Origin of the sequence: Thermococcus celer Vu 13 = JCM 8558 (assembly GCF_002214365.1) — an archaeon.
Lineage (GTDB): Archaea > Methanobacteriota_B > Thermococci > Thermococcales > Thermococcaceae > Thermococcus > Thermococcus celer.
Genome location: NZ_CP014854.1, coordinates 818,755 through 841,890 on the forward strand (window position 1 = coordinate 818,755; position 23,136 = coordinate 841,890).

Annotated in this window: 27 protein-coding genes; 13 read left to right on the forward strand and 14 right to left on the reverse strand. The window is 58.5% G+C overall.

What is annotated here, in order from left to right; genetic code table 11:
* Positions 1-25 precede the first annotated feature (25 nt).
* The 5 genes from A3L02_RS04510 to A3L02_RS04530 form a co-directional block, all read right to left on the reverse strand.
* Entirely contained in the window at positions 26-1,186 is a 1,161-nt protein-coding gene (locus A3L02_RS04510) for an NAD(P)/FAD-dependent oxidoreductase (protein ID WP_088862820.1), read from the reverse strand.
* A 1-nt stretch (position 1,187) separates the two neighbouring features.
* Positions 1,188-2,675 (reverse strand): FAD-dependent oxidoreductase, encoded by a 1,488-nt coding sequence (locus A3L02_RS04515; protein WP_088862821.1) that lies wholly within the window; start codon positions 2,673-2,675, stop codon positions 1,188-1,190.
* 142 nt (positions 2,676-2,817) lie between these two features.
* A complete protein-coding gene (locus tag A3L02_RS04520) occupies positions 2,818-4,434 on the reverse strand; it encodes a sodium/proline symporter (RefSeq protein WP_088862822.1) in 1,617 nt (538 codons plus the stop codon).
* Complete coding sequence (locus A3L02_RS04525) at positions 4,431-4,610, reverse strand: hypothetical protein (protein ID WP_088862823.1); 180 nt, start codon at positions 4,608-4,610, stop codon at positions 4,431-4,433. The genes A3L02_RS04520 and A3L02_RS04525 overlap by 4 nt, the downstream gene beginning before the upstream one ends.
* 239 nt (positions 4,611-4,849) lie before the next feature.
* Positions 4,850-6,016 carry an OBG GTPase family GTP-binding protein gene (locus A3L02_RS04530; protein WP_088862824.1) on the reverse strand — a complete coding sequence of 389 codons (1,167 nt, stop codon included), beginning with the start codon at positions 6,014-6,016 and terminating at the stop codon, positions 4,850-4,852.
* Between the two features lie 131 nt (positions 6,017-6,147).
* Here A3L02_RS04530 and A3L02_RS04535 point away from each other — a divergent pair, with 131 nt between their 5' ends.
* The 3 genes from A3L02_RS04535 (at position 6,148) to A3L02_RS04545 (ending at position 8,169) form a co-directional block, all read left to right on the forward strand.
* Positions 6,148-6,600, forward strand: coding sequence for an Lrp/AsnC family transcriptional regulator (locus tag A3L02_RS04535; protein WP_088862825.1), 453 nt, complete (start codon positions 6,148-6,150; stop codon positions 6,598-6,600).
* Positions 6,601-6,673: 73 nt separating this feature from the next.
* A complete protein-coding gene (pfpI, locus tag A3L02_RS04540; protein WP_088862826.1) occupies positions 6,674-7,174 on the forward strand; it encodes a deglycase PfpI in 501 nt (166 codons plus the stop codon).
* 68 nt (positions 7,175-7,242) lie between these two features.
* A complete protein-coding gene (locus A3L02_RS04545) occupies positions 7,243-8,169 on the forward strand; it encodes a triphosphoribosyl-dephospho-CoA synthase (RefSeq protein ID WP_088862827.1) in 927 nt (308 codons plus the stop codon).
* Here the strand turns inward: A3L02_RS04545 and A3L02_RS04550 are convergent.
* The 3 genes from A3L02_RS04550 to A3L02_RS04560 are packed head-to-tail and all read right to left on the reverse strand — an operon-like array spanning position 8,153 to position 9,568.
* Complete coding sequence (locus A3L02_RS04550) at positions 8,153-8,434, reverse strand: family 4A encapsulin nanocompartment shell protein (RefSeq protein WP_088862828.1); 282 nt, start codon at positions 8,432-8,434, stop codon at positions 8,153-8,155. The two genes, A3L02_RS04545 and A3L02_RS04550, sit on opposite strands and share 17 nt — an antisense overlap.
* A 45-nt stretch (positions 8,435-8,479) precedes the next feature.
* On the reverse strand, positions 8,480-9,121 hold the full coding sequence (gene snatA, locus A3L02_RS04555; RefSeq protein ID WP_088862829.1) for a neutral amino acid NAAT transporter SnatA: 642 nt from the start codon (positions 9,119-9,121) through the stop codon (positions 8,480-8,482).
* 39 nt (positions 9,122-9,160) lie between these two features.
* A complete protein-coding gene (locus A3L02_RS04560) occupies positions 9,161-9,568 on the reverse strand; it encodes an OsmC family protein (protein ID WP_088862830.1) in 408 nt (135 codons plus the stop codon).
* A gap of 59 nt (positions 9,569-9,627) precedes the next feature.
* Between A3L02_RS04560 and A3L02_RS04565 the strand changes: the two genes are divergently transcribed.
* Positions 9,628-10,470 carry an SPL family radical SAM protein gene (locus A3L02_RS04565; RefSeq protein WP_088863831.1) on the forward strand — a complete coding sequence of 281 codons (843 nt, stop codon included), beginning with the start codon at positions 9,628-9,630 and terminating at the stop codon, positions 10,468-10,470.
* Here A3L02_RS04565 and A3L02_RS04570 read toward each other — a convergent pair.
* The gene (locus tag A3L02_RS04570) at positions 10,397-11,242 is read right to left on the reverse strand and encodes a gamma-glutamyl-gamma-aminobutyrate hydrolase family protein (RefSeq protein WP_088862831.1); all 846 of its coding nucleotides are present in this window, start codon (positions 11,240-11,242) and stop codon (positions 10,397-10,399) included. The two genes, A3L02_RS04565 and A3L02_RS04570, sit on opposite strands and share 74 nt — an antisense overlap.
* Positions 11,243-11,305: 63 nt before the next feature.
* Positions 11,306-12,562, reverse strand: a complete 1,257-nt coding sequence (locus A3L02_RS04575; protein ID WP_088863832.1) for an aminotransferase-like domain-containing protein — start codon at positions 12,560-12,562, stop codon at positions 11,306-11,308.
* Positions 12,563-12,800: 238 nt separating this feature from the next.
* On the opposite strand from A3L02_RS04575, the gene A3L02_RS04580 reads away from it, so the two are divergent.
* The 4 genes from A3L02_RS04580 (at position 12,801) to A3L02_RS04595 (ending at position 16,894) form a co-directional block, all read left to right on the forward strand.
* Positions 12,801-13,769, forward strand: coding sequence for a ribose 1,5-bisphosphate isomerase (locus tag A3L02_RS04580; protein WP_088862832.1), 969 nt, complete (start codon positions 12,801-12,803; stop codon positions 13,767-13,769).
* A gap of 302 nt (positions 13,770-14,071) precedes the next feature.
* Positions 14,072-14,785, forward strand: coding sequence for a 2,3-bisphosphoglycerate-dependent phosphoglycerate mutase (locus A3L02_RS04585; RefSeq protein ID WP_088862833.1), 714 nt, complete (start codon positions 14,072-14,074; stop codon positions 14,783-14,785).
* A gap of 145 nt (positions 14,786-14,930) precedes the next feature.
* Positions 14,931-16,208 carry a C/D box methylation guide ribonucleoprotein complex aNOP56 subunit gene (locus A3L02_RS04590; protein ID WP_088862834.1) on the forward strand — a complete coding sequence of 426 codons (1,278 nt, stop codon included), beginning with the start codon at positions 14,931-14,933 and terminating at the stop codon, positions 16,206-16,208.
* A gap of 5 nt (positions 16,209-16,213) precedes the next feature.
* The gene (locus tag A3L02_RS04595; protein ID WP_088862835.1) at positions 16,214-16,894 is read left to right on the forward strand and encodes a fibrillarin-like rRNA/tRNA 2'-O-methyltransferase; all 681 of its coding nucleotides are present in this window, start codon (positions 16,214-16,216) and stop codon (positions 16,892-16,894) included.
* A gap of 86 nt (positions 16,895-16,980) precedes the next feature.
* On the opposite strand, the gene A3L02_RS04600 is transcribed toward A3L02_RS04595, so the two are convergent.
* Positions 16,981-17,649, reverse strand: coding sequence for a TIGR00266 family protein (locus A3L02_RS04600; protein ID WP_088862836.1), 669 nt, complete (start codon positions 17,647-17,649; stop codon positions 16,981-16,983).
* Between the two features lie 150 nt (positions 17,650-17,799).
* Here A3L02_RS04600 and A3L02_RS04605 point away from each other — a divergent pair, with 150 nt between their 5' ends.
* Genes A3L02_RS04605 through A3L02_RS04615 form a run of 3 tightly spaced genes read left to right on the forward strand, consistent with a single transcriptional unit; the run spans position 17,800 to position 20,430 of the window.
* Entirely contained in the window at positions 17,800-18,852 is a 1,053-nt protein-coding gene (locus A3L02_RS04605; RefSeq protein WP_088862837.1) for a hydroxymethylglutaryl-CoA synthase, read from the forward strand.
* A 10-nt stretch (positions 18,853-18,862) separates the two neighbouring features.
* Positions 18,863-20,023: a thiolase domain-containing protein gene (locus A3L02_RS04610; protein ID WP_088862838.1), complete on the forward strand. Its 1,161-nt coding sequence runs from the start codon at positions 18,863-18,865 to the stop codon at positions 20,021-20,023.
* A 2-nt stretch (positions 20,024-20,025) separates the two neighbouring features.
* Positions 20,026-20,430 (forward strand): Zn-ribbon domain-containing OB-fold protein, encoded by a 405-nt coding sequence (locus A3L02_RS04615; protein WP_088862839.1) that lies wholly within the window; start codon positions 20,026-20,028, stop codon positions 20,428-20,430.
* A gap of 25 nt (positions 20,431-20,455) precedes the next feature.
* On the opposite strand, the gene A3L02_RS04620 is transcribed toward A3L02_RS04615, so the two are convergent.
* Positions 20,456-20,749, reverse strand: coding sequence for a hypothetical protein (locus A3L02_RS04620; protein ID WP_088862840.1), 294 nt, complete (start codon positions 20,747-20,749; stop codon positions 20,456-20,458).
* Entirely contained in the window at positions 20,749-21,264 is a 516-nt protein-coding gene (locus A3L02_RS04625; protein WP_088863833.1) for a GNAT family N-acetyltransferase, read from the reverse strand. The genes A3L02_RS04620 and A3L02_RS04625 overlap by 1 nt, the downstream gene beginning before the upstream one ends.
* Positions 21,265-21,334: 70 nt before the next feature.
* Here A3L02_RS04625 and A3L02_RS04630 point away from each other — a divergent pair, with 70 nt between their 5' ends.
* Positions 21,335-21,871, forward strand: coding sequence for a multiprotein bridging factor aMBF1 (locus A3L02_RS04630; protein ID WP_088862841.1), 537 nt, complete (start codon positions 21,335-21,337; stop codon positions 21,869-21,871).
* Here the strand turns inward: A3L02_RS04630 and A3L02_RS04635 are convergent, their stop codons facing one another.
* Positions 21,872-22,270 (reverse strand): DUF356 domain-containing protein, encoded by a 399-nt coding sequence (locus A3L02_RS04635; protein ID WP_088862842.1) that lies wholly within the window; start codon positions 22,268-22,270, stop codon positions 21,872-21,874.
* Between the two features lie 148 nt (positions 22,271-22,418).
* Here A3L02_RS04635 and A3L02_RS04640 point away from each other — a divergent pair, with 148 nt between their 5' ends.
* The gene (locus tag A3L02_RS04640; RefSeq protein ID WP_088862843.1) at positions 22,419-22,997 is read left to right on the forward strand and encodes a TATA-box-binding protein; all 579 of its coding nucleotides are present in this window, start codon (positions 22,419-22,421) and stop codon (positions 22,995-22,997) included.
* The last annotated feature ends 139 nt before the right edge of the window (positions 22,998-23,136 follow it).

The window sequence follows — 23,136 nt, forward strand, 5'->3', positions numbered from 1 at the left end:
ACGCAAAAACGATAGAGAAAAACCGTCAGCCCATCTGCAACGCCTTTCCGCGCAGTTCGCCGCGCTCGAAGCGGTAGGGGTCGTACCACTCCACCGGGAGGTCGGTTCTCCCCTTGGTGATGAGGTCGGCGACCATCTCCGCCACCGCGGGGGCCATCATGAAGCCGTGCCCGGAGAAACCAGCGGCAATGTAGTAGTCGCTCAGCTCCTCTATCTTCCCTATGGCCGGGTTGCTGTCGGGCGTTTTCGCGTAGTAGCCGGCCCACGTCCTGAGTATGAGGAGCTCCCTCAAAGCCGGGATTATCCGGGTAAAGTAACGGCTCACCTCGCGCATGAACTCGTAGGTCGGGTTGAGGTCGTAGGTTGGCCCGAGCTCGTAACCGACGCCGCCGACGACGCCGCCGTGGGCGGTCTGGGTGAGGTAGGCGTGGCCATACTTGAAGGAGATGACCATCGGCTTAATGGCGCCCTTCCTGATGGGCTGGGTTATGACCGCCTGATGCTTGTAGGGCTCTATCGGGATGTTAACCCTTATCCCGGCCATCGCGTTGGTGAGCTTGGCCCAGGCGTTGGTGGCGTTCACCACGATGCCGGTCTTTATCGTCCCCCTGTTCGTCTTGAGCCCCCTTATCTCCCCGTTCTCCGTTACGAAGTCCTTGACCTCGGTGTACTCCACGAGTTTTGCCCCGAGCCTCTCGGCGTTTATGGCGAAGGCGGACGTGGCGTGGAAGGGGTCAGCCTTTCCGTCCGTCGGGTTCCAGGAGGCGGCCACGACCTCGCTTATATCGAGGAGGGGGACTATCTCCTTCGCCTCCTCGGGAGTTATCAGCCTCGTGGGGACGCCGAAGCGGTTCTGGATCTCTATGTTACGCTTGAACTCCTCCACCTCGTCGTCATCGTAGAGCAGGAAGAGGTAGCCCGTCTGCTCGAAGGAAAAGCCGTACTCCTCACTATAGCGCTTCCACAGTTCGACGGAGCGCTTCATGACCTGGACGTTGGCCTCATCGCTGAACTGCTGCCTTATTCCCGTCCCGCACCGGAAGGTCGAGCCCGAGCCGATGAAGCGCTTCTCGATCACCGTAACCTCCTCGCCGCGCTTCGCCAGCTCGTGGGCGAGGGTCACACCGATTATTCCCCCGCCGATGATGACTATCTCGCTCCTCTCCGGGAGTTCCCTGCTCGGCATCTCACTCACCCCCCGCGGGAACCTTCATCCTGACGTTCTTCAGCGGCGGTCTCGCCACCGGGAGGTCGATGTGGCTTAAATCGGAGCCCGTTCTCTGGGCGACGACCACCGCGCCGTTGAAGAGGCAGAACCTGCCCTGGCAGAAGCCCATCGCGAGGTGGGTCAGCCTCTTGATTATCTGCAGGTCCGTTATCCCCTTCCTGACGACGTCGTCGACCTTCTTCAGGGAGACGCCGCAGCCGCATATGTGGACGTCCTCGAGGTTGAGGCTCTCGAAGGGTATGCTCTGGATGGTCATCGGAATCGGTTCGTACTCCCTAAGCCTCTCCTCGTAGACGCAGGGGGTCGCGTCAAAGCCGAACTCCTGCAGAAGGTACGCTCCAACGAGCCTTCCCTCGAGGTAGTTCGCGTAGTGGGGCTTTATCGAGACCGCGCTTCCGGCGACGTATATCCCGTCCCGTATCCTGTGCTGCGAGTCGAGAACGGGCATGTAGTAGCCCCTCTTGAAGACCAGCTTTCCCCCCGCCTGGGTTACCGGGTTGATGTCGGGCCTCCTTCCCTCGGCGGTTATAACGGCGTCGACCTCGTAGGTGTTCCCGTTCATGTCGATGAGCCTCTCCACCTTCTCCCTACCCTCGGCGCGCTTGGGGTTGGGCACGATGATGTAATCGATGCCCCAGCGCTCCAGCTCTGGAACGATATCCTCCGGCCTGCTCCCGACGACGGCCACCTTCCTGCCCGGGGCGACGCCCCAGATGTTCATGACCTCGAGGGCGAAGTCCCTCCTGAAGACCCCCGGGAGCTCGTTGTTCTCGAACAGGACGATGTTGTCAACGGCGCCGGTTGCAAGAACCACGCGCTTGGCCATTATCTCGATGAGCCGGTCCCCCTTCACAACCGGAACGAGGAAGTATTCACCCTCCTCAAAGACTCCGAGGGCCACCGTCCCCTTAAAGAGCCGCACGTTCCCGTTGAACCTTGAGGTCATCTCCTCCACGACTTCGTGGGGGCTCTTCTCCCCGAACCCCTCCTGCGGCAGGCCCTTCAGCCAGAGGTCCCCGCCGAGCCATCCTCTCTCCTCGATTAACGCCACAGTCAGGTGTTCCTGAACCTCGAGCACCGCCCCTATGCCGGCTGGTCCACCACCTATGACCGCCACGTCGACGACGACCCTCTCAACGGGCTTGCCCTCGTCTATCTCCACCGTCTCCTGAAACTCATCGTACCTCTGGCGCTCTATCCTCATGCCGTCCTTAACCCGCGTCTTCCGTCCGTTGACGTTCCTGACACCGTTGAGAACCATCGGAACGGGACCGAAGGTGAACGCCCCGCGCTTTCTGCCCTCCGTGCTGGTCGTCAGCCAGTATATCCCGTTGGCGAGGAGTGCAACCGGGAGTTTCTCCCCCTCGTAGGCCTCCAGGGGTTGACCCTCGAAGTAAATCGTGACCTTCTTAGAAGGATCCTTTTCGGTAAGGTCGAGCGGTCTCATGCTACCACCTCGAGAAATCCAGTGTTCGTTCGAAGGTGTACCTCGGTGCTTATAAACGTTAGGATGACCAAAAATGGTTTAAACCATAGGCTGCTCATTTGAGTTTGGAGCAACAGGGGAAATAGCAGAAAAAAGGAGGAACTCAGGCCAGTCCCCTGCCAAGAACGAACTCGGCAACGTTCTCGACCTGGCTCTTGGCCCTGGCCTCGGCGAGGGTCTTCCCGCCGGCCTCAACCGGGACCTTTCTGAATATCTCCTCGTGGAGCTTCACGACGTCCTCAGGCGGCCTGGTTAGGAGGCTGACGATTATTATGACAAGCAGCGTAACGAAGAAGTTTACGAAGAACACGGGCACGTCCTGGAACCAGCCGCCTATCGTCCCCCAGATTCCGGGGGCCTTGCTGGTGAACGCCCAGCCGTATATCTTCGCCTCGAAGATGACCTCGCTGATCAGACCGTAGGCCATGCCGACTATCGCGCCCTCCTTCGTGGTTCTCTTCCACCAGAGGCTCAGCGTGAGTATCGGGCCGAAGCCGACCGCCAGGCCGCCCCATGCGGTAGCCACCATCTGGTAAATGACCTTGGGCCCGCTGATTGCGAACCACAGGCCGACGATTGCGACACCGAAGACGACCAGCCTTGAGATGTTGACCATCTGCTTCTTGCCCACCTCCTGTCCGAGGACCTTGTGGTAGAGGTCCCTCGCTATAGCCGAGGAAGCGACGAGCAGCTGGGAATCCGCGGTGCTCATAACGGCGGAGATTATTCCAGCTATGACGAAGCCGGCCAGCCAGCCCGGCATCAGCTCCACGGCCATCGCAGGAATCACCTTCTCGGGGTCGCTGACCTGCAGTATCCCAGCTTTGACCATAGCGAAGCCGAGGAAGCCGGCGAAGAACGCCCCCCAGAGGACGAGGATCGTCCACGTGCCGCTGATGAAGATACCCGGTCTCCTGAGCTTCCGCGGGTCCTCAACGCTCATGTAACGCGTAACGATGTGCGGCTGTCCGAGGTAGCCGACTATCCACGAAGCGTAACCTATGGCGAAGATCACCGCGGCGAGTCCGGTCGCTCCCCCGAAGGGGTGGAGCTTCGTCGGGTCAGCCGAGGCTATTATCTCCGTCGCCCTCTCGAAGCCCCCTATCTTCGACAGCGCGAGGAAGGGGACTATGATCAGTGTCAGCAGCATGAAGAGAGCCTGAACGACGTCCGTCCAGACAACGGCGAAGAAGCCACCGGTGATGACGTAGGCCGTCAGTATGATGACCGTTATCAGGATGCCCGCGTTGTCGCTTATCCCGAAGCCCTCGGCGAAGGTTTTGCCGCCGGCCGTGAACTGTGCCGCGACGTAGGCCGTCATGAAGATGATGATTATCAGCGCGCTCAGGATCCTTATCAGTTTGGTATCGTCCTTCAAGCGGGCCTCGAGGTAGTCGGGAACGGTTATGGCCCTGAACTTGCCCGCGTAGATCCTAAGCCTCGGCCCTATCAGGACGTAATCGGAGAGGGTCCCGAACAGGCATCCTATCGCGGCCCAGAAGGCTCCGAGACCGCTCTTAAAGGCCGCCCCGGGATAGCCCAGCATCAGCCAGCCGGAGAAGTCGCTCGCCTTGTCCGATAGGGTCGCGGCGAGGACGTGCACCCTCCTGCCGCCGACGAAGTACTGGTCCTCGGTTTTCGTGTAGCGGTTGGCCCACCAGCCTATGTAGGCGAGCAGGGCGAGGTACACAAGGAACCCGAAGAGTATCCCGCCGTTCATACCTTACCCTCCCCCTTGAGCGTTTCGATAAGGTCCTCGTCGTAGGCCAGAATCTCGTCGTCCACGTAGTACTCCTTGCCGGTTATTCTGTCCCAGTAGCCGTACAGCAGCATCGTCAGAATTCCCAGAAGGGTTGGCACAAGCAGGGTTGCCCAGGCCGAACCACTCAAGCCCATTTCACTTCACCTCGATACATCGATGTGAATTAAAGGACATCAATCTCCTCTCATTCCAGTTCACGGTGTAGATAACGCGGTACCCGCCAATTCGAACCCGATAGACTCTCTTCTTTGTAATGGTGCCGTAGTTAATTGCTTCCGCCATGATATCACCCTTCAATGAAGTTCGCCACAGAAGTTGTTTATTGATTTTCTGAGAGGTGTGAAAGGTGGGGAGGAACCCGTTAAACCGGCCTTTACCTCGCGTGTATCTCCACGATGTCCCCGTCCTCGAGAACGTGGTCGGCGCCGACCCTCTGACCCGGGAACTTGACGCTCTTGCCCCAGACGCGGGCGTAGCGGAAGTTCTTCGCGAAGTCCTTGTGTATCCTCTCTGCCAAATCCATGACCGTTGAGCCCCTCTTGAGCGGTACCGGCGGGTAGGCCGGCTCCTCGCCCGGGCTCTTCGTGAAGACCCTTATTATCCCCGCCAGCTCGTAGAGCTCGTCCTTGAGCTTATCCAGCTGGATCTTCCTCTTCGCCGAGACCGGGATTATCTTAAATCTCTCACCGTACTCCCTGACCAGTCTCTCGTAGTTCTCCCTGCTCCCGGGGGCGTCGCCCTTGTTGGCTATTATTATCGCCCTCTTCCAGACGAGGCTCTCGTCGAGGGCGTCCGCGAACTCCTCAAGCGTCACCGGTTCTTTGACGGTTATCTCGGCCGAGTGGATCCGCTCCTCGCGGAGCATCTTCATGACTTCCCCGATGTCCCCCCTGATGTTCTCCCCCCCGTTGATGACGATCCCGCCCATGGCGGTCCTCTTTATCTCCACCCTCGGGCGGCGTTTGTTCAGCTTTATCCCCGCCCTCTCGAACTCCTTGAGCAGGGTCTCCATCTGCTTTATAGGGTCCCGCGAGAGGTCCACCACGATGGCCACCGCATCGGCGTTCCTTATAACGCTCAAAAGCTGTGGCCCCATCCCCTTTCCGAGGGCGGCTCCTTCGACGAGGCCGGGAACCTCTACGAGCTGTATCTGCACGTCCTTGTGGTGCATCATCCCCGGGATAGGCTCAACCGTGGTGAAGGCGTAGTCCGCGACGTCGATGTCAACGTTGGTGAGGGCCTTCAGAAGGGAGCTCTTCCCGACGTTTGGGAGGCCAGCGAGGGCTATCTGGGCCGCACCCTCCTTCCTCACCGCCATCGAGGGCCCGCCGCCACCCTTCTTCATCTGCCTCTGCTTCTCAAGCTCCTTCCTCAGCTCGGAGAGCTTCCTCTTTATCTGGAGCCTGAGCTTCTCCGTCCCCTTGTGCTTCGGAACCGTGGAGTACATCTTCTCGAGGGCCCTTATCTTCTCTGGAATGGTCCTGGCGTTCCTGTACTCCTCCTCGGCCGCAAGGTACTCCGCCGTCACGTTGGTTGGCATCGCTGACCCCCCAGAATTCCTGAGATAAAAGGTGAGCGGCATTTTATAAAAGCTATGGTTTCGTGGATGTGGTTCAGAAATCGGCAAGTTTATAAGACCATCCGAAAATTTTTTCAGGGACGGTGATGCTCATGCGAACGGGTTTGGACGACGTTGACAGGAAGATCCTCTCCATCCTCCAGAAGAACAGCAGAACTCCCCTGAGGGAGATATCCAGGGAGGTTAACCTCGCCGAATCCACGATTTATGAGAGGATTAAAAAGCTGAAGGAGAGGGGCGTAATAAAGAAGTTCACCGTTATACTCGACCCGGATTCTCTGGGCTTCGGCATCCTGGCGTTCATACTGATAAAGGCGAAGGCCGGGAAGTACTCCACCGTCGCCTCTGAGCTCAAGAAGTACCCCGAGATAGTTGAGGTATACGAGACCACCGGGGACTACGACATGCTCGTGAAGATAAGAACCCGGGGAAGCGAGGAACTGAACGATTTCCTCGACAGGATAGGGGAGATAGAGGGCGTTGAGGCCACCCACACCATGGTCGTCCTCAAGGTTCACAGGGAGACCACCGAGCTTCCAATCTGACCATTTATGTCCAAAAAGGTTTATAAGTGTGCCATTTCCATTTCTCTCTGATCGTTACTATGGGGGTGTTGCTATGAAGGTGCTGTTTCTCAGCGCGGACGGTTTTGAGGACCTGGAGCTTATCTACCCCCTCCACAGGCTGAAGGAGGAGGGCCACGAGGTCTACGTCGCGAGCTTCGAGCGTGGAAAGATAACGGGAAAGCACGGCTACTCCGTGGAGGTTCAGCTCTCCTTCGATGAGGTTGACCCGGACGAGTTCGATGCCCTCGTTCTGCCCGGCGGTAGGGCGCCCGAGGTGGTCAGGCTCAACGAGAAGGCGGTTGCGATAGTCAGGGCTATGTTCGAGGCCGGAAAGCCGGTTGCGAGCATCTGCCACGGGCCGCAGGTTCTCATCTCCGCGGGAGTGCTGAAGGGGAGGAAGGGAACGAGTACGATAACCATCAGGGACGACGTCATCAACGCCGGCGCGGAGTGGGTCAACGAGGAGGTAGTGGTGGACGGTAACTGGGTTAGCTCGAGGCACCCCGGGGACCTCCACGCCTGGATGAGGGAGTTCGTGAGGCTCCTCCGCTGACCTCTAACCATTTATTTTTGGCTCCCGTTTTGAGGCGTCGACCCCTCTGTGAAGATTTGGTGGTGTGAATGAACCGCTGGAAGATCGTGAGGGCGTTCACCCTGGGGCCGTTGCTCGAGGCGACCGTTCCGAAGCCGGGCAACGTGAACCGCCACCGGGACTTCGAGGACCTGACGCTCTACAACTTCCTGTTCGCCGATACCGCCGTCGTCGGGGTTTACTACGAGGCCGTGAAGACGGCGGAGCTGTTAAGGAAGGGGGTTCTGTCCTTCAACGAGGCCGGTCTTGGGGAGCTGATAAAGAGGGCCGTTGCGGCGTCGCGCGAGGCCCAGGACGCGAACCCGAACTTCGGGGTTGTAGCCCTCTCCGTTCCGCTCGTAATGGGGCTGGCCCTCGGCAGGAACATGCTCGATGCCCGGGAGAAGGCGAGGCTCCTGATAGAGGAATCGACCGTCCGCGACAGCATGGAACTCTACCGGGCGATAAGACTGGCCAGCCCGAAGGGGATTCCGGGCGGCGTTAAGTACGACGTTTACAGCGAGGAATCCTTCAAGGAGCTTTTCCGGGATGGCATCAACCTCGCGAGGCTCGCGGAGATGAGCTGCGAGCGGGAGTTGATATTCTGCGAGTGGCTCAACGGCTACGAGCTTAGCTACTCCACCTTCGGGCGGCTCTACGAGCTGATAAAGGAGCTTCCCCTTGAGGAAGCCGTCGTGAGGGCCTTCATCGAGCTCCTGAGCGAGAACCTCGACACGCTGATAGTCAGGAAGGCCGGCGTTGAAGAGGCCAGGCTCGTTCGGGAGAAGGCGAGGGGAGTCCTCAGCGGGGAGCTCGGCATCGAGGAGTTCGACTCCTTCATGTACGAGAAAGGTGATCTAAGAAACCCCGGCAGTCTCGCGGATATTATGGCGGTCGCGCTCAGTCTCCTCGTTCTGCGGGGGCTGAGGATGGAGGTGAGAAACGGAAGGGCCTGGGGGGTTATAGGACGACCCTGAACCTCTTCGCGCCCCCAGGACCGAGACCGATGGCTTTGCTGTCTATCACCACCGCATCGCCCCCGAGCTCTTCAACAACCCTCACCCTAAGCCCGGACAGCTCGGAGACCTCCTCCTCACCACCGAACTCTTCGTTGACCTGCTCCCTGACGAACTCGTAGGCCTCCCTTCCGAAGAGCACCACGTCGGGCTCGTAGCCGTCGAGCCTCAGCTCGTTCGCCTTCTCCTCCACCGAACTCAGGACACGAATCAGGTCGCCGCGCACCTTGAACACCACCATTCGTTGGATTGGATGGATATTAAACTTTCCCTAAAGCCCGAAGGCACCTTTTATGCCGTTTATCATCATCTGAACGGCCATCGAGGTAAGTATGAGGCCCATCATCCTGGTCATGGCTTTGATCCCGACCCTGCCGAGCCTCCGCTGTATTCTTCCAGAGGAGCAGAGGACGAGCCAGACAGTAACGCCTATCGCGAGGATGCTCGCTATCACCGTGGCCTTCCCGGGGATGTCCGTGCTCCGGGCCATGTAGAGCATGACGGTGGTTATCGCACCGGGGCCGGAGATGAGGGGTATGGCGAGGGGGATTATGGCCACCTCCTCGAGGGTTACCGCCTCCCCACCGAACTCCTCCGTCTCCTCCCTGCTTATCTTCACCGTGGAGATACTGCCGGAGAGCATCTCCATGGCCATCTTGAAGAGCAGTACCCCGCCGGCTATCGCGAAGGCGTTCACGCTCGACCCGAAGAACTCAAATATCCACTCCCCCACGAGGGCGAAGAGAACGAGGGTTACGACGACGGTCAACGCGGTCTTCCTCGCTATCTCGCGTCTTTCCTCCCTGCCCAGGTCGTGGGTAACGCCGAGAAAAACCGGAACGGCCCCGATGGGGTTGGTTATGGCGAAGAGGCCACCGTAGAGCAGAACGAAGTACTTGAGATACCAGAGCAAGGTATCACCCCGAACGATAGGTAAAGGGAAGCTAAAAGGTTATCCCCTGACCACCTCGAAGGAGTAGGTGAGCTCGGCGCCGCTGAGCTTTACGTGGGCCGAGGCGGAGCAGTACTTGTCCTGGCTCAGCTCTATCGCCCTCCTGGCCTTCTCCTCGTTCACGTCACCGTATATCCTGTAGTGAATGTGAACCTTCCTGTATATCCTCGGGTGCTCCTCCCGCCTCTCCCCGCTTATCTCGACCTCGAGGTTCTCTATAGGCTCGCGCATCTTCTGGAGTATCATGACGACGTCGTAGGCGGTGCACCCGGCGACGCTCATGAGGAGGAGCCTCATCGGACTTATCCCGCCGTCCCCGAGGATCACGGCGCAGTTATCACCATCTATCCTCCCGATGAACTGGGTTCCCCCGGTCCACTTCACCCTTCCCTTTATCTCGTCCCCCACCTGCTTCACCTCTCAGGGGGAAGGGCAATCCCTTTTAAGGCCTTTTCGTAGGAATGAACATGTACATCCGGCCCTTCGACCCCTGGAAGTCGAAGCTCTGCACCTGCCCCTTCAAGTACACGCTGAACGTCTACACCGGCTGCGACCACGCCTGCGTCTACTGCTACATAACGGCCTACATCCCCAACGCCTTCAGGGTCAGAACCAAGGAGGGCCTTCTGCCGAAGCTTGAGGGGGAACTCAGGAGGTTCGATAAGCGCTACATAATAGCCCTCTCCTACTCCTCCGACCCGTATCCGACGGTGGAGCGCGAGCTGGGGATAACGCGGAGCGTTCTCGAGCTGTTCAGGAGGCATGATGTCAGGTGCATGATACTCACGAAGTCCGACGTATTCGAGCGCGATATAGACCTCCTGAGCGAACTCAGGTGCGCCGTCGGGATAACCGTGACCACGGTGGACGAGCGGAAGGCAAAGCTTCTGGAGCCGAACGCACCCTCACCCAGAGCAAGGATAAGGGCCCTGAAGAAGGCGAAGGAGGCCGGCATTCCGGTTTACACCCGAATAGACCCGATAATCCCTTTCTACACGTGGGAGGATTTTGACGAGACGCTCGAGGCCCTCGACTTCGTAGAGCACGTAACCGTCTCCACGCTGAAGCTCAGACCTGACTCAAAGAAGCGCATGTTCGCCAAGTTCCCGGAACTCATGAAAAGGCTGTGGCCGCTCTACGGGAGGGGTGAGCGGATAGGCGGCTATTACTACCTGCCGCGCGAGCTCAGATTTGAGATCCTTAGGGAGGCCGAGAAAAAGATACTGGAGAGGGACATCACGTTTGGCTCGTGTCGGGAGGGCTATCACTCGTTTCCAACGTGTGACGGTTCTCATCTCGTTCCCCTGTGAGCCCCTCCCTGAGTTCGGCATCTACCTCGAGCTTCTCCATCTCGAGCTTCTTCATACGGTAGTCGGCGGCGGCCCTCACGAACGCCTCGAAGACCCTCCTCATCTCGGACAGGTACTCGGGCTGCCACTGGAGACCGAGCACGAAACCCTCCGTTCCCTCGATGGCTTCTATAAGGCCGTCCACGGCGTAGGCCACTGGTTTTATCCCCTCACCGACCTTCTTTACTGCCTGGTGGTGGAAGCTGTTGACCTGGAGGTAGACCTCGTTCGTCCCGTTGATGTCCAGTTCCTCCTTAAGTATCTCGTAGAGCCTCGAGCTGGTCTTTATCCTGATCCCGTGAACCCTCTGACTCGGCCCCACCAGTTTGATGTCCCAATCGTGCTTTATCGCCTTCGGGATGTCCTTCAGATCCTGGTAGAGCGTCCCACCGAGGGCCACGTTTATCACGTGCATCCCGCGGGAGATGCCGAGTACGGGAACCCCCATCTCAACGGCCTTCCTGACGAGGCTTATCTCGAACTCGTCCCTCTCCACGTCAACGTACTTTATGGCGCTTGAGGGATCCTCGCCGTAGAAGTATGGATGAACGTCCGGGCCCTCTATCAGGAGCACCCCGTCCACGTGCTCGAGAACCTCCTCGGGGGAGGAACCAACCTTGAAAACCGCAGGCATGCCACCGGCTTCGAGTATCTTTTCGACGTGCCGTCCGTCCAGAAAAAGCCTGTTCGTTGAGGGATCCATCTGTCCGATTATACCTATCAGTGGCCTCATGAGTATTCACCACGTAGCGATACGCCCATAAGGATAAAAAGCTTTGCAAGAAGGGAAAAGAAGTCAGGCCTTAAGGGCCCTTATCTCTTCCTCGATGACCTCCGCGAGCCTCTTAACGCCCTCGCGTATGGTCTCCTCCGGCACGTAGGTGAAGTTGAGGCGCATGGTGTTCTTCACGTCGCGGTGGGCGAAGAACGCCTCACCCGGAACGTAGGCCACGCCTTTCTTTATGGCCTTTTCCGCCATGAGCTTGGTGTCTATCCCCTCGGGCAGGGTGACCCAGATGAACATTCCCCCATCGGGCTTCGTCCACTTAACCCCCTCGGGCATGTACTCCTCGAGGGCCTCGAGCATCGCGTCCCTCCTCGGCCTGTAGAACTCTATGACCTTCGGAAGGTGCCTGTCGAGGTGCCCATCGGCCACGTACTTCCAGGCCATGACCTGCCCGAAGGTGTTGGCGCAGAGGTCGACGGCCTGCTTGGCTATCTCTATCTTCCTGATGAAGTGCGGCTCTCCTGCTATCCATCCCAGCCTGAGCCCGGGGGCGAATATCTTCGAGAAGGTGCCGAGGTAAAGGACCCGTCCCTCGTCGTCGAAGTGCTTGATGGGCGGTACCGGTTCCCCGGAGTAGCGGAGCTCGCTGTAGGGGTTGTCTTCAACGATGAGGAAGTCGTACTCGCTTGCGAGTTCCACAAGCCTCTTCCTCCTCTCGAGGCTCATCGTAACCCCCGCGGGGTTCTGGAAGGTGGAGACCGTGTAGACGAACTTGACCTTCTTCCCCTGCCTTCTGAGCTCCTCAAGCTTCTCCTCGAGGAGGTCAACCCTCATGCCGTCGTCGTCCATTGGTATGCTGATGAACTCGGGATCGTAGTACTTGAAGGCGTTGAGGGCCGCGAGGTAGGTGGGTCCCTCGACGACGACTACGTCGCCGGGGTTTATGAATACCCTGCCTATGAGGTCGAGGGCCTGCTGCGAACCTGCGACTATCATTATCTCGACCTTGCTGGTCGGGATGTCGTAGCGCTTCTTCATCCAGTCGGCCAGCGCGAGGCGGAGCGGGGTGAAGCCCTTCGTCGTTCCGTACTGGAGGGCCTTGTCCGCGTGGTGGGCCAGGACATCCTCGGTTATCTCCTTGATGATCTCAACCGGAAACGTCTCGGGGGCGGGGAGACCGCCGGCGAGGGATATGACGTCGCCGGCCTCGACGAGCTTGAGGAGCTCCCTTACCTCCGATGCCTTCATATCCAGCGCCTTTTCCGAGAAGTACGACTCGAAATCCAGCGAACCTGAACCCAGCTTGCGCATGAGTTTCTCCTCCAATTCCGTTCCCCCCATTTAATGAACATTTTTGAACACGTCACCAGACCTATACACTTAAAGAATAGCGGCGATTGTTTATAAACCTTCCTGCAATGGTCGTTAGTACCATTTACATTTATAAAGTTGAGTCGGGGTGCATTATAAAAACACCAATGTCTTTGATGGGACAGTGATGAACACGAAAATCTCTATAAACCCCTCCGCCCTAACCTGACTTTACCAGAAAGAGGTGATGGAGATGCCAGTGGTGAAGGAAGTCCTTGAAATAGCCGAGCAGATCAGGAATATGGAGATACGCGGTGCCGGGAAGATAGCCCGCTCCGCGGCGTACGCCCTCCGGCTGCAGGCCGAGAAGAGTCGAGCGAAGGACGTCGATGAGTTCTGGAAGGAGATGAAGCAAGCGGCCAAGATACTTTACGAGACGAGGCCGACGGCCGTTTCCCTGCCGAACGCGCTCCGCTACGTCATGTACCGCGGTAAAGTCGCGTACTCAAGCGGTGCAGACCTGGAACAGCTGAGGTTCATGATAATCAACGCCGCCAAGGAGTTCATCCACAACTCCGAGAAGGCCCTCGAGAGGATAGGCGAGATAGGGGCAAAGCGCATAGAGGACGGCGACGTCATAATGACCCACTGCCACAGCAAGGCCGCGATAAGCGTCATGAAGACCGCCTTCGAAGGGGGAAAGGACATAAAGGTCATCGTCACCGAGACGAGGCCTAAGTGGCAGGGCAAGATAACCGCGAAGGAGCTCGCGAGCTACGGGATCCCGGTCATATACGTCGTCGACTCGGCCGCGAGGCACTACATGAAGATGACCGATAAGGTCGTCATGGGCGCCGACTCGATAACCGTCAACGGCGCGGTCATAAACAAGATAGGAACCGCCCTCATAGCGCTCACCGCGAAGGAGCACAGGGTATGGACGATGATAGCGGCGGAAACGTACAAGTTCCACCCGGACACGATGCTCGGCCAGCTGGTGGAGATAGAAATGCGTGACCCGCACGAGGTCATCCCGAAGGAGGAACTCGATACCTGGCCCAAGAACATCGAGGTCTGGAACCCGGCCTTCGACGTCACCCCGCCGGAGTACATCGACGTCATCATAACCGAGCGCGGCATTATCCCGCCGAGTGCGGCCATCGACATCCTCAAGGAGGAGTTCGGCTGGGCCCTCAAGTACAAGGAGCCCTGGGAGGATTAAAGGAGCCCTTCGAGTCTCTTTCTTTCGTTTTCATCCTGAAGGTTGAGCAAGTACACAACCACCCCTCCCCGTTCCTCGCCTCCCTACCGCGATATGCATCCCGGGCAAACCTCAGAACAACATCCGAGGTCATCGGGAAAAACTCGGCGAGCTCGGACTGTAGCTTTGGGTGGGGGTGCATCTCCGAATTTTAGTCATGGTTCTCACTCTCATATCCTCCCGTCCGTGTGAGCGTGGTCGATGAACGTCCAGCGGGCACTAACCTTTTAAACCCCCGCCCGGAGCACCATTAGGTGAACCTAATGAGCAAACTCGTTTTGTTGAGGCACGGCGAGAGCATGTGGAACAAACTGAACCTCTTCACCGGATGGGTGGACGTGCCGCTGAGCGACCGTGGTATAGAGGAAGCGCTTAGAGCTGGAGAGCTTTTGAAGGACTACAGGTTCGACGTCATATTCACGTCCGAGCTGATAAGGGCGATTCAGACGGCGATGCTCGTCATGAGCCGGAACCGCTCCGGAGTTCCGAAGGTAATCCACGAGGACGGGAAGATGAAGGAATGGGGCGTCGTTTACGGAGAACACGGGAAGAACTACGTTCCCGTCTACAAGAGCTGGCACCTGAACGAGCGTTACTACGGAAAGCTCCAGGGCTGGAACAAGGATCACGCGAGGAAAGTTTACGGGGAGGAGCAGGTCCACCTCTGGCGGAGAAGCTACGACGTAGCGCCGCCCGATGGTGAGAGCCTGAAGGACACCGCCGAGAGGACGGTTCCCTACTTCAGGGAGCGGGTAATCCCGGAGCTCGAGAAGGGCAAGAACGTCCTCGTGAGCGCCCACGGGAACAGCCTGCGCTCCATAGTCATGCACATCGAAGGGCTGACGAAGGAGGAGGTTCTGAGGCTCAACATACCGACGGGGGTCCCACTCGTCTACGAGTACGAGAACGGGGCACTGAGGAGGATCGGCTACCTGAGGAAGAACGGTTTCGACGACGACCTTCACATCGGGCGATAACTTAGGTTTTCCGTGTGTTTCCAACTTTTCTGCTCCCCTTCACCTCCCGGATGAACACCACAAAGAGGATTTCAATGGTGTGGCAAGGGTTTAAAACCGCTAACCCTTTTATACTTCCGGGACAAAAGCTGAGAGGGTGATGACGATGAAGGCTTACCTGGCTGAGAACGTCATCGGCATCTACGCCTTTGACGGGGACGGTAATCTCATCGATAGAAAGGCTTTCTCCGAAAAACCGGAGGTGAGCATCGACAGGCTCCTGAAGGGCGAGCCGAGCGAGGAGCTGTTAGCGTTCCTCAACGAGCTCAAAGAGAAGGGCTACGACGAGTTCGTGGTTGAGGAGGCCGAGCTCGCCAGGAAACTGAAGGAGATGGGTTACGTCGTCGCGGCGGAGTTCCCGAACGTGGCGGGGGAGACGCTCCGTTCGAGCCCTGAGGAGTTCGTGGGCGAGAACTGGTTCGAGGAGTACTACTCGGTCGGCGTTGCCCTGACGAGGCTCCGCATACAGGAGCAGAGCGGGGCGAGGGACAAGATGATAATCCAGGCCATTGAGGCGCTGGACGACATCGACAAGATCACCAACCTCCTCGTTTCCCGCCTGAGGGAGTGGTACGGCCTGCACTTCCCCGAGTTAGACGAGCTCCTTCCGAAGCACGAGCAGTACGTGGCCTTCGTCAGGGAGATCGGCCCGAGGGAGAACGCGAGCGAGGAGAGGCTCAGGGCCCTGGGCTTCCCCGATAGTAAGGTCGAGAGGATCCTGAAGGCGGCCGAAGGATCGATGGGCGCCCCCCTCGGAAAGTTCGACGCCGAGATCATTATGAAGCTGGCACGCGAGATAAGCGACCTCTACAAACTGAGGAGCCAGATAGAGGACTACCTCGAGACGGCGATGGACGAAGTTGCTCCGAACCTGAAGGCCCTCGTTGGTGCGAAGCTGGCCGCAAGGCTCATGAGCCTGGCCGGTGGACTGAAGGAGCTCGCCATGATGCCGGCATCGACCATCCAGGTCCTCGGTGCCGAGAAGGCCCTCTTCAGGCACCTGAGGAGCGGTGCGAAGCCGCCCAAGCACGGCGTCATCTTCCAGTATCCTGCCATAAACCGCTCACCGTGGTGGCAGAGGGGTAAGATAGCGAGGGCCTTGGCCGGGAAGCTCGCGATAGCGGCGAGGGTCGACTACTTCTCGGGCGAGTACATAGCCGAGGAGCTGAAGCAGGAGCTCGAGAATCGCATCCGGGAGATAAAGGAGAAGTATCCGAATCCGCCGAAAAAGAAAGCAAAACCTGAGAAGAAAAAGGCGAAAAAGAAGAAGTTCCGGGGCAAGGAGAAGAAGGGCAAAGGTTTCTCCGGCAAGAAAAAGGAGAAAGCGGGGAAGGGACGGAAGGGTGAGAAAGGCGGGAAGAAAAAGAAGGGGAGCAAGAGGTGAGGTAGATGAAGATCAAGGCTTACAGGTTCCCGGGCGTTTACCTCTTCGTCGACGAGGAGGGTAACAAGAAGATCGCGACGAAGAACCTTGTTCCGGGCCAGAGGGTCTACGGCGAGAGGCTCGTCAAGTTCGAGGGTGAGGAGTATCGCGTCTGGAACCCGAGGCGCTCCAAGCTGGCCGCGGCCATACTCAACGGTCTCGAGAACTTCCCGATAAGGCCTGGATCGAGGGTGCTCTACCTTGGTGTGGCGAGTGGAACCACCGCCTCCCACGTCAGCGACATTGTGGGCTGGGACGGGGCGGTGTTCGGTGTCGAGTTCTCGCCGAGGGTCCTGAGGGAACTCGTTCCGCTCGTTGACGAGCGCAGGAACCTCGTGCCCATACTCGGCGACGCGACGAAGCCCGAGGGCTACCGCGCGCTCGTCCCGAAGGTTGACGTCGTCTTCGAGGACGTCGCCCAGCCATCGCAGGCTAAGATACTCATCGACAACGCGAAGGTTTACCTCAGGAGCGGCGGCTACGGCATGATATCCGTCAAGAGCAGGAGCATCGACGTGACCAAGGAGCCCGAGCAGGTCTTCAACGAGGTCGAGAAGGAGCTCGCGACGTATTTCGAGGTCGTCGAACGCCTCAGTCTTGAGCCCTACGAGAAGGACCACGCGCTCTTCGTCGTCAGGAAGCCGTGACTCTTTTTAATCCCATGACACTTTCTTCTTAACTTCTCGGGTTTTCCCTTTGTCCGGCCCATACCGGACAAAAGTAAAGGGGCGGGTCAATCCTTCTTTGGGAGATACGGAACGAGCCAGCCCACGAAGTCGTCCATGCTCCTGGTTTGAATGTAAAGCGTTCCGGTGCCGTAGAACTCCGCCACCAATCCCTCTCCGCTGAACAGGGTGCTCTTCAGCCCGCCAACGCGCTTTACTTTGAAGTTCAAACCCTCGCTGAAGGCCACCATGTGTCCGGTGTCCACGATGAACCTCTCGTTCCGGAGCTCCTTTCTGTATATCCCGCCGAAGCTCGAGAGGAAGACGGTTCCGCTCCCCGTCATCTTGAGCAGGAAGAGCCCCTCCCTCCCGAAGAAGCTCCTGGCCCCGCCCCACTTCGTGTTTATATCGACGTTCTCCGAACTGGCAAGGAAGGCCCCGCTCTGAGCGTACAGGGTGCCGTTCAGCTCGAAGGCCTCTATATCACCCATGTACGGCGGCGCGAACCCTATGACGCCCCTTCCGCCTTCCGCCCGGAACTTGTTTATGAAAAAGCTCTCACCGGCGAGTACGGAGCGCTTGAGGGCGCCGAAGATGCCGCCCTTGGCCTTCGTTTCGATGGCTATGTTCGGGCTCATGTGCACCATGGCCCCGGCTTCCGCCTGCACGGCCTCTCCATCCTCGAGCTCGACCTCGACGAGGCTGAAGCTCGGCCTGTTCAGAATCTGGTATCTCACATGTGTTCACCTGTGGATATTTGCGAGCAGGACCTTTTAGACGTTCCTATCGTTAATCGCCGAATTTCCCTTTTACTTTTACCGAAAGACTTTTATAACCCCCTCCGAACCTTATCCGAAGTTACGTTCAGCTTTTTGCAGGTGGTGCCCATGAAGAAGCTCCTGAAACCAAGGCGCGAAGTCGGCATAGTCGGCTACGGTGCCTACGTCCCGATGTATAGAATCAAGGCTGAGGAGATAGGGAGGGTCTGGGGGGTCTCCCGCTTTCCGGTCCAGGAGAAGTCCGTCCCCGGACTCGACGAGGACGCGCTCACGATAGGAATTGAAGCGGCGAGAAACGCCCTCCGGAGGGCAGGAATCGATCCCAAGCTCATCAGGGCGATATGGTTCGGCAGCGAGAGCAAGCCCTACGCGGTCAAGCCAACCGGAACCGTCATAGCCGAGGCGATAGGCGCGACCCCCGATGTGAGCGCCGCCGACTTCGAGTTCGCCTGCAAGGCCGGAACCGAGGCGCTCCAGACTGCGATAGGCTTCGTCGGCTCGGAGATGGCCGACTACGCGATGGCCATCGGCGTTGACACCTCTCAGGGAAGGCCCGGCGACCACCTCGAGTTCACCGCCGGCGCAGGGGGCGCGGCATACATAATCGGTCCGAAAAGCTCCGATACCGTGGCCTACTTTGAGGGTAGCTATTCCTACGTCACGGACACGCCGGACTTCTGGAGGAGACAGCACGAGCACTACCCGAGGCACGGGAACCGCTTCACGGGCGAGCCGGCCTACTTCCACCACGTAATCAACGCGGCGAAGACCCTCATGGAGGAACTCGGTTTAACCGCGGACGACTTCGACTATGCCGTCTTCCACCAGCCCAACGTCAAGTTCCCGCTCACGGCCGCCAAGATCCTCGGCATACCGAAGGAGAAGGTCCTGCCGGGGCTCCTCAGCAACTACATAGGGAACGCCTACAGCGGCGCCACCCTGACCGGCGTCTCCGCGGTTCTCGATATTGCCAAGCCCGGCGACAGGATCCTGTGGGTCTCCTTCGGTTCCGGAGCCGGAAGCGACGCCTTCAGCCTCGTCGTCCAGGATGCGATAGAGGAGAAGCGCGACCTGGCGCCGAAGACGATGACCTACGTGAACAGGAAGAAGTACATCGATTACGCGCTCTACGCCAAGGCGAGGAGAAAGCTCATAATGTGAGGTGGTCGAGATGAGGAAGGCAGTCATAATAGGTGCGGGCATGACCCCGGTTGGCGAGCACTGGAAGCTCGGACTCAGGGATTTAGCCGTTGAGGCCCTCTTCAACGCGATGGAAGATGCCGGTGTTGACAAGGTCGACTCCCTCTACGTTGGTAACATGCTCTCGGGCTCTTTCGTCGAGCAGGAGAACCTCGGGGCGCTCATAGCGGACTGGGCGGGATTGGGCAACATCCCGGCGGTAAAGGTCGAGGCGGCCTGCGCCAGCGGCGGTGCCGCCGTTCAGGAGGGGGTTAAAGCCGTTCTCAGCGGTCTCGAGGACGTCGTTGCCGTCGTCGGCGTCGAGAAGATGACGGACGGCTGGCCGAGCGACGCCACGCGCTACCTGGCCTACGCGGCGGACGCCGAGTGGGAGCTCTTCCACGGGGCGAGCTTCGTGGCCCTCAACGCGCTCGTGATGCGCTACTACATGAAGACTTACGGCTACACCGAGGAGGACCTCGCCCTGTTCTCGGTAAACGCCCACGCTAACGGCGCCAAAAACCCCTACGCCATGTTCAAGAGGCCGATTAAGGTTGACACCGTCCTCAACAGCCCGTACGTCGCCGATCCCATCAAGCTCTTCGACGCTTCACCGGTCTGCGACGGAGCGGCCTCGGTTATAATAACCACGCCGGAGAAGGCCAGGGAACTCGGGGTTCCGAAGGAGAGGTGGGTTGAGATCGCTGGAATGGGAAGGGCGATAGACACGATAAACCTCGCCAACAGGGAGGACCTGCTCACCCTGAGGGCGGCCAGGATCGCGGCCGAGAAGGCCTACAAGATGGCGGGCGTTGGGCCGGAGGACATCGACTTCTTCGAGATCCACGACGCCTTCACTATCATGGCGGCTTTAAGCCTGGAGGCCATTGGCGTGGCGAAGAAGGGTGAGGGTGCGAAACTCGCAAAGGAGGGCCAGATAGCCATCGACGCCGGCTACCCGATTCAGACCATGGGTGGGTTGAAGGCCCGCGGCCACCCCGTCGGTGCCACCGGGCTCTACCAGACCGTCGAGGCGGTTCTCCAGCTTCGCGGCGAGGCGCCGAGCCAGGTGCCCGATGCGGAGGTCGGACTCACGCAGAACATAGGTGGAACAGGCTCAAACATAACAGTTAACATCTTCAGGAGGGTGTGAAGATGGCCCGTCCCATGCAGGTTGCCCGCTACTGGAGGCACTTCAGCGAGAAGTACAGGCTCATCGGTGGGAAGTGCGAGAACGGACACGTTCACTTCCCCAAGAGGCCGGTCTGTCCCGTCTGCGGCTCAAAGAACATCGAGGAGGTCCAGCTTAGCGGAAAGGGCAAGGTCATCAGCTGGACCATAGTTAGAAACCCGCCGAGCGGCTTCGAGTACTACAAACCCTATCCGCTGGCGCTGGTCGAGCTTGAGGAGGGACCGATAGTCCTGGCGCAACTCACCGACGTGGAGCCGGATGAGATAGACTTCGGCATGGAGGTCGAGGTCGTTACCAGAAAGTTAAGGGAGTTCGAGGAGGACGGAATAATCCTCTACGGCTACAAGTTCAGGCCGCCCGTGGAGTGACGGCCTTTCCGGTTCTTTATTTCCCCTATGCTTTTTCGATGCGCATCCTGTCCCCGTTCTCGAATTCCATCTCGAGCCTTCCACGCTTCGCCCGGACCTTCACCCCGTCCACCACGGCGTCGATCTTTCCCTCCTTCACCTCGACCCCCAGCATCTCCGCCATCTCATCGACGCTCTTCAGGGAACCGCTGATGGTCGTTTCAATTTTCTCCCCTTCGCTTTCCACGATGATTTTCAGTCTCCCCTTGCCCTCGCGTATGAAACTCTCCTCGTTCAGGTCTCTAACGGTATCGGGGTTAGGGGCTTTTATGCACGGCATCAAACCACCTCCTTCATCTTCTCCGGCCCCGTATCCTCCTTCCGGACGTCTTTAACCATGCGTACCCATATCCCGCTCTGGCCGACCCTCCTGAAGCCGTATTCCTCGTAGAACTTCATCGCATTCTCGTTCTTCTCCCCGACCCACAGCTCTATCCGGTCGTTGTGCTTTTTTAGGTACTCCAGGCATTTCTCCATGAGTCTGTGGCCTATCCCGTGTCCCTGGAAGCGCCTGTCCACCACGAACTCGTGGATGGCCCCGACGGTTCTTCCCTCGTACTTGCTGTACCAGTCGTCGTCGCAGACTATGAAACCCGCTATCTCGTCGCCGACCTTCGCGATGAAAAAGCCGTCCTTTGCTTTCTCCCAGCACCACCGGAGATAGCGCTTCGCGTAACCCACTCCCTCGCCGCCGTACTCGCGCATGCCCTCGTAACCGCGCATGTATATCCCTATGAGTTTCTCCAGCGTCTCCTGGTCCAGCCTTTCGAGCCGCTCTATCGTTACCCTGGCCATCAAGGTAAGTTCATCGAGGGGTTTAAAAATCCTGACTTCGAGCCTTGAGTGGAGCAGGAAGGTGATTGAGATGGGAAAGGCCAAACCCAGATACTGCGAGATATGTGGGGCCCCAATACGCGGACCGGGCCACAAATTAAGGATAGAGGGGGCGGAAGTCCTCGTCTGCGACCGCTGTTATGAGAAGTACGGTGGAAAGAAGCCCGGAACGTTCAGTATCATGCCGACCGGGAGGCGACCCGCTCGGAGAACGTACCCGAGAACCTCGAAACCGAAACCATCGAAGCCGAGGGCGGAGAAACCCCTCTACACGGAGGAGATAGTCGAGGACTACGCCGAACGCGTCTATAAGGCCATCCAGCGCTCCGGGAAGAGCTATGAAGAGCTGTCTCACGAGATCGGCCTCTCGATGAACGATCTAAGGGCGATAGCACACGGCCACCGTGAGCCGACGGTGAAGGAGGCCCGGAAACTGGAGAAGTACTTCGGAATAACCCTGATCGAGCGCGCCGAGCTCGATGTTGATAAAAAACCCGTGATCCCAAAGGATTACGAGCCGACGCTCGGCGACATGGCCAACGTTCGGATACGGAAGAGGAAGAAGTGACTAAAACTCCCCCTCTCCCTCCTTCTTTCCCCCTTCTCCCTTCCTCCTCTTGGGCGGGTGGAAACCTCTCAGCTTCTCGAACGTGTTCCAGAGGCGTATGAGCTCCTCCCAGACCTCGGAATCGGGGGGGATGACGAGGACGTGGGCGGGGGGGTGTATATCCGTGAGCCTGCCGATGGCCTTGGCCGGAGGGAGATCCACCTGGGCGATTACGTGGGCCCTGAACTTTCTCCTCGGCTTCTCACCGCTTATCTTCTCGAAGGCCCAGTCGGAGAGCGCCGGCGGGATTATCCTCGGGTCGCCGCGGATCTCCATCCCCCCGTAGCGGACCAGATCCGCCAGCGCTACGCTCGCCTTCTGGAAGTTGTCCGTCCTTACCAGAACTATCGTGTTTCTCATTCGATGTCACCGCCTTCCCGTAGTGCGAGCGCCTTTTAAGCCTTCACCCGATTCCAGTTTAAGCTTCACTTTTAGAACCTAAACCTTTAAAAACTCCGCCAGCCCATTTATAAAGGGTTTTTAAACCCACCATCCGGAGGTGTAAGCCTTGGTCGACATGAGCAATGTAAAGCTCAGAATAGAGAACATCGTCGCTTCTGTGGACCTCTTCACGCAGCTGAACCTTGAGAGGGTCATAGAGATGTGCCCCCACTCCAAGTACAACCCCGAGGAGTTCCCGGGGATAATATGCCGCTTCGACGAGCCGAAGGTGGCCCTGTTGATATTCAGCTCCGGAAAACTGGTCGTCACAGGCGCCAAGAGCGTCGAGGACATAGAGCGCGCCGTCAACAAGCTCATCCAGATGCTCAAGAAGATAGGGGCGAAGTTCAGCCGCGCCCCGCAGATAGACATCCAGAACATGGTCTTCAGCGGGGACATCGGTATGGAGTTCAACCTCGATGCCGTTGCCCTGAGCCTCCCGAACTGTGAGTACGAACCCGAGCAGTTCCCTGGCGTCATCTACCGCGTTAAAGAGCCGAGGGCCGTTATACTGCTCTTCTCCTCCGGAAAGATAGTCTGTTCGGGAGCGAAGAGCGAACACGACGCCTGGGAGGCCGTCAGAAAGCTCCTCCGCGAGCTGGAGAAGTACGACCTCATCGGAGAAGGGGAAGAAGAGGAGTGGTGAGCCTTTTTATCCTCGAACCTTTCAATCTTACCTGCTGTTACGCTTCTGATAGGGGAACCTCGGCGGTGAAGGGACTTACCCCACCGTAAGTTACTTACCCGGGGTAAGTTATCAAGGAAGGGGTCAGCGGGAAAACAGA

Coding starts and splice junctions, on each gene's coding strand:
- A3L02_RS04580 (WP_088862832.1), top strand. CDS start 12,801: ATGCCAGTGGTGAAGGAAGTCCTTGAAATAGCCGAGCAGATCAGGAAT.
- pfpI (WP_088862826.1), top strand. CDS start 6,674: ATGAAGGTGCTGTTTCTCAGCGCGGACGGTTTTGAGGACCTGGAGCTT.
- A3L02_RS04510 (WP_088862820.1), bottom strand. CDS start 1,186: ATGCCGAGCAGGGAACTCCCGGAGAGGAGCGAGATAGTCATCATCGGC.
- A3L02_RS04635 (WP_088862842.1), bottom strand. CDS start 22,270: ATGAGAAACACGATAGTTCTGGTAAGGACGGACAACTTCCAGAAGGCG.
- A3L02_RS04565 (WP_088863831.1), top strand. CDS start 9,628: ATGTACATCCGGCCCTTCGACCCCTGGAAGTCGAAGCTCTGCACCTGC.
- A3L02_RS04625 (WP_088863833.1), bottom strand. CDS start 21,264: ATGGCCAGGGTAACGATAGAGCGGCTCGAAAGGCTGGACCAGGAGACG.
- A3L02_RS04525 (WP_088862823.1), bottom strand. CDS start 4,610: ATGGGCTTGAGTGGTTCGGCCTGGGCAACCCTGCTTGTGCCAACCCTT.
- A3L02_RS04530 (WP_088862824.1), bottom strand. CDS start 6,016: ATGCCAACCAACGTGACGGCGGAGTACCTTGCGGCCGAGGAGGAGTAC.
- A3L02_RS04590 (WP_088862834.1), top strand. CDS start 14,931: ATGAAGGCTTACCTGGCTGAGAACGTCATCGGCATCTACGCCTTTGAC.
- A3L02_RS04520 (WP_088862822.1), bottom strand. CDS start 4,434: ATGAACGGCGGGATACTCTTCGGGTTCCTTGTGTACCTCGCCCTGCTC.
- A3L02_RS04605 (WP_088862837.1), top strand. CDS start 17,800: ATGAAGAAGCTCCTGAAACCAAGGCGCGAAGTCGGCATAGTCGGCTAC.
- A3L02_RS04570 (WP_088862831.1), bottom strand. CDS start 11,242: ATGAGGCCACTGATAGGTATAATCGGACAGATGGATCCCTCAACGAAC.
- A3L02_RS04515 (WP_088862821.1), bottom strand. CDS start 2,675: ATGAGACCGCTCGACCTTACCGAAAAGGATCCTTCTAAGAAGGTCACG.
- A3L02_RS04620 (WP_088862840.1), bottom strand. CDS start 20,749: ATGCCGTGCATAAAAGCCCCTAACCCCGATACCGTTAGAGACCTGAAC.
- A3L02_RS04615 (WP_088862839.1), top strand. CDS start 20,026: ATGGCCCGTCCCATGCAGGTTGCCCGCTACTGGAGGCACTTCAGCGAG.
- A3L02_RS04585 (WP_088862833.1), top strand. CDS start 14,072: ATGAGCAAACTCGTTTTGTTGAGGCACGGCGAGAGCATGTGGAACAAA.
- A3L02_RS04610 (WP_088862838.1), top strand. CDS start 18,863: ATGAGGAAGGCAGTCATAATAGGTGCGGGCATGACCCCGGTTGGCGAG.
- A3L02_RS04595 (WP_088862835.1), top strand. CDS start 16,214: ATGAAGATCAAGGCTTACAGGTTCCCGGGCGTTTACCTCTTCGTCGAC.
- A3L02_RS04630 (WP_088862841.1), top strand. CDS start 21,335: ATGGGAAAGGCCAAACCCAGATACTGCGAGATATGTGGGGCCCCAATA.
- A3L02_RS04535 (WP_088862825.1), top strand. CDS start 6,148: ATGCGAACGGGTTTGGACGACGTTGACAGGAAGATCCTCTCCATCCTC.
- A3L02_RS04545 (WP_088862827.1), top strand. CDS start 7,243: ATGAACCGCTGGAAGATCGTGAGGGCGTTCACCCTGGGGCCGTTGCTC.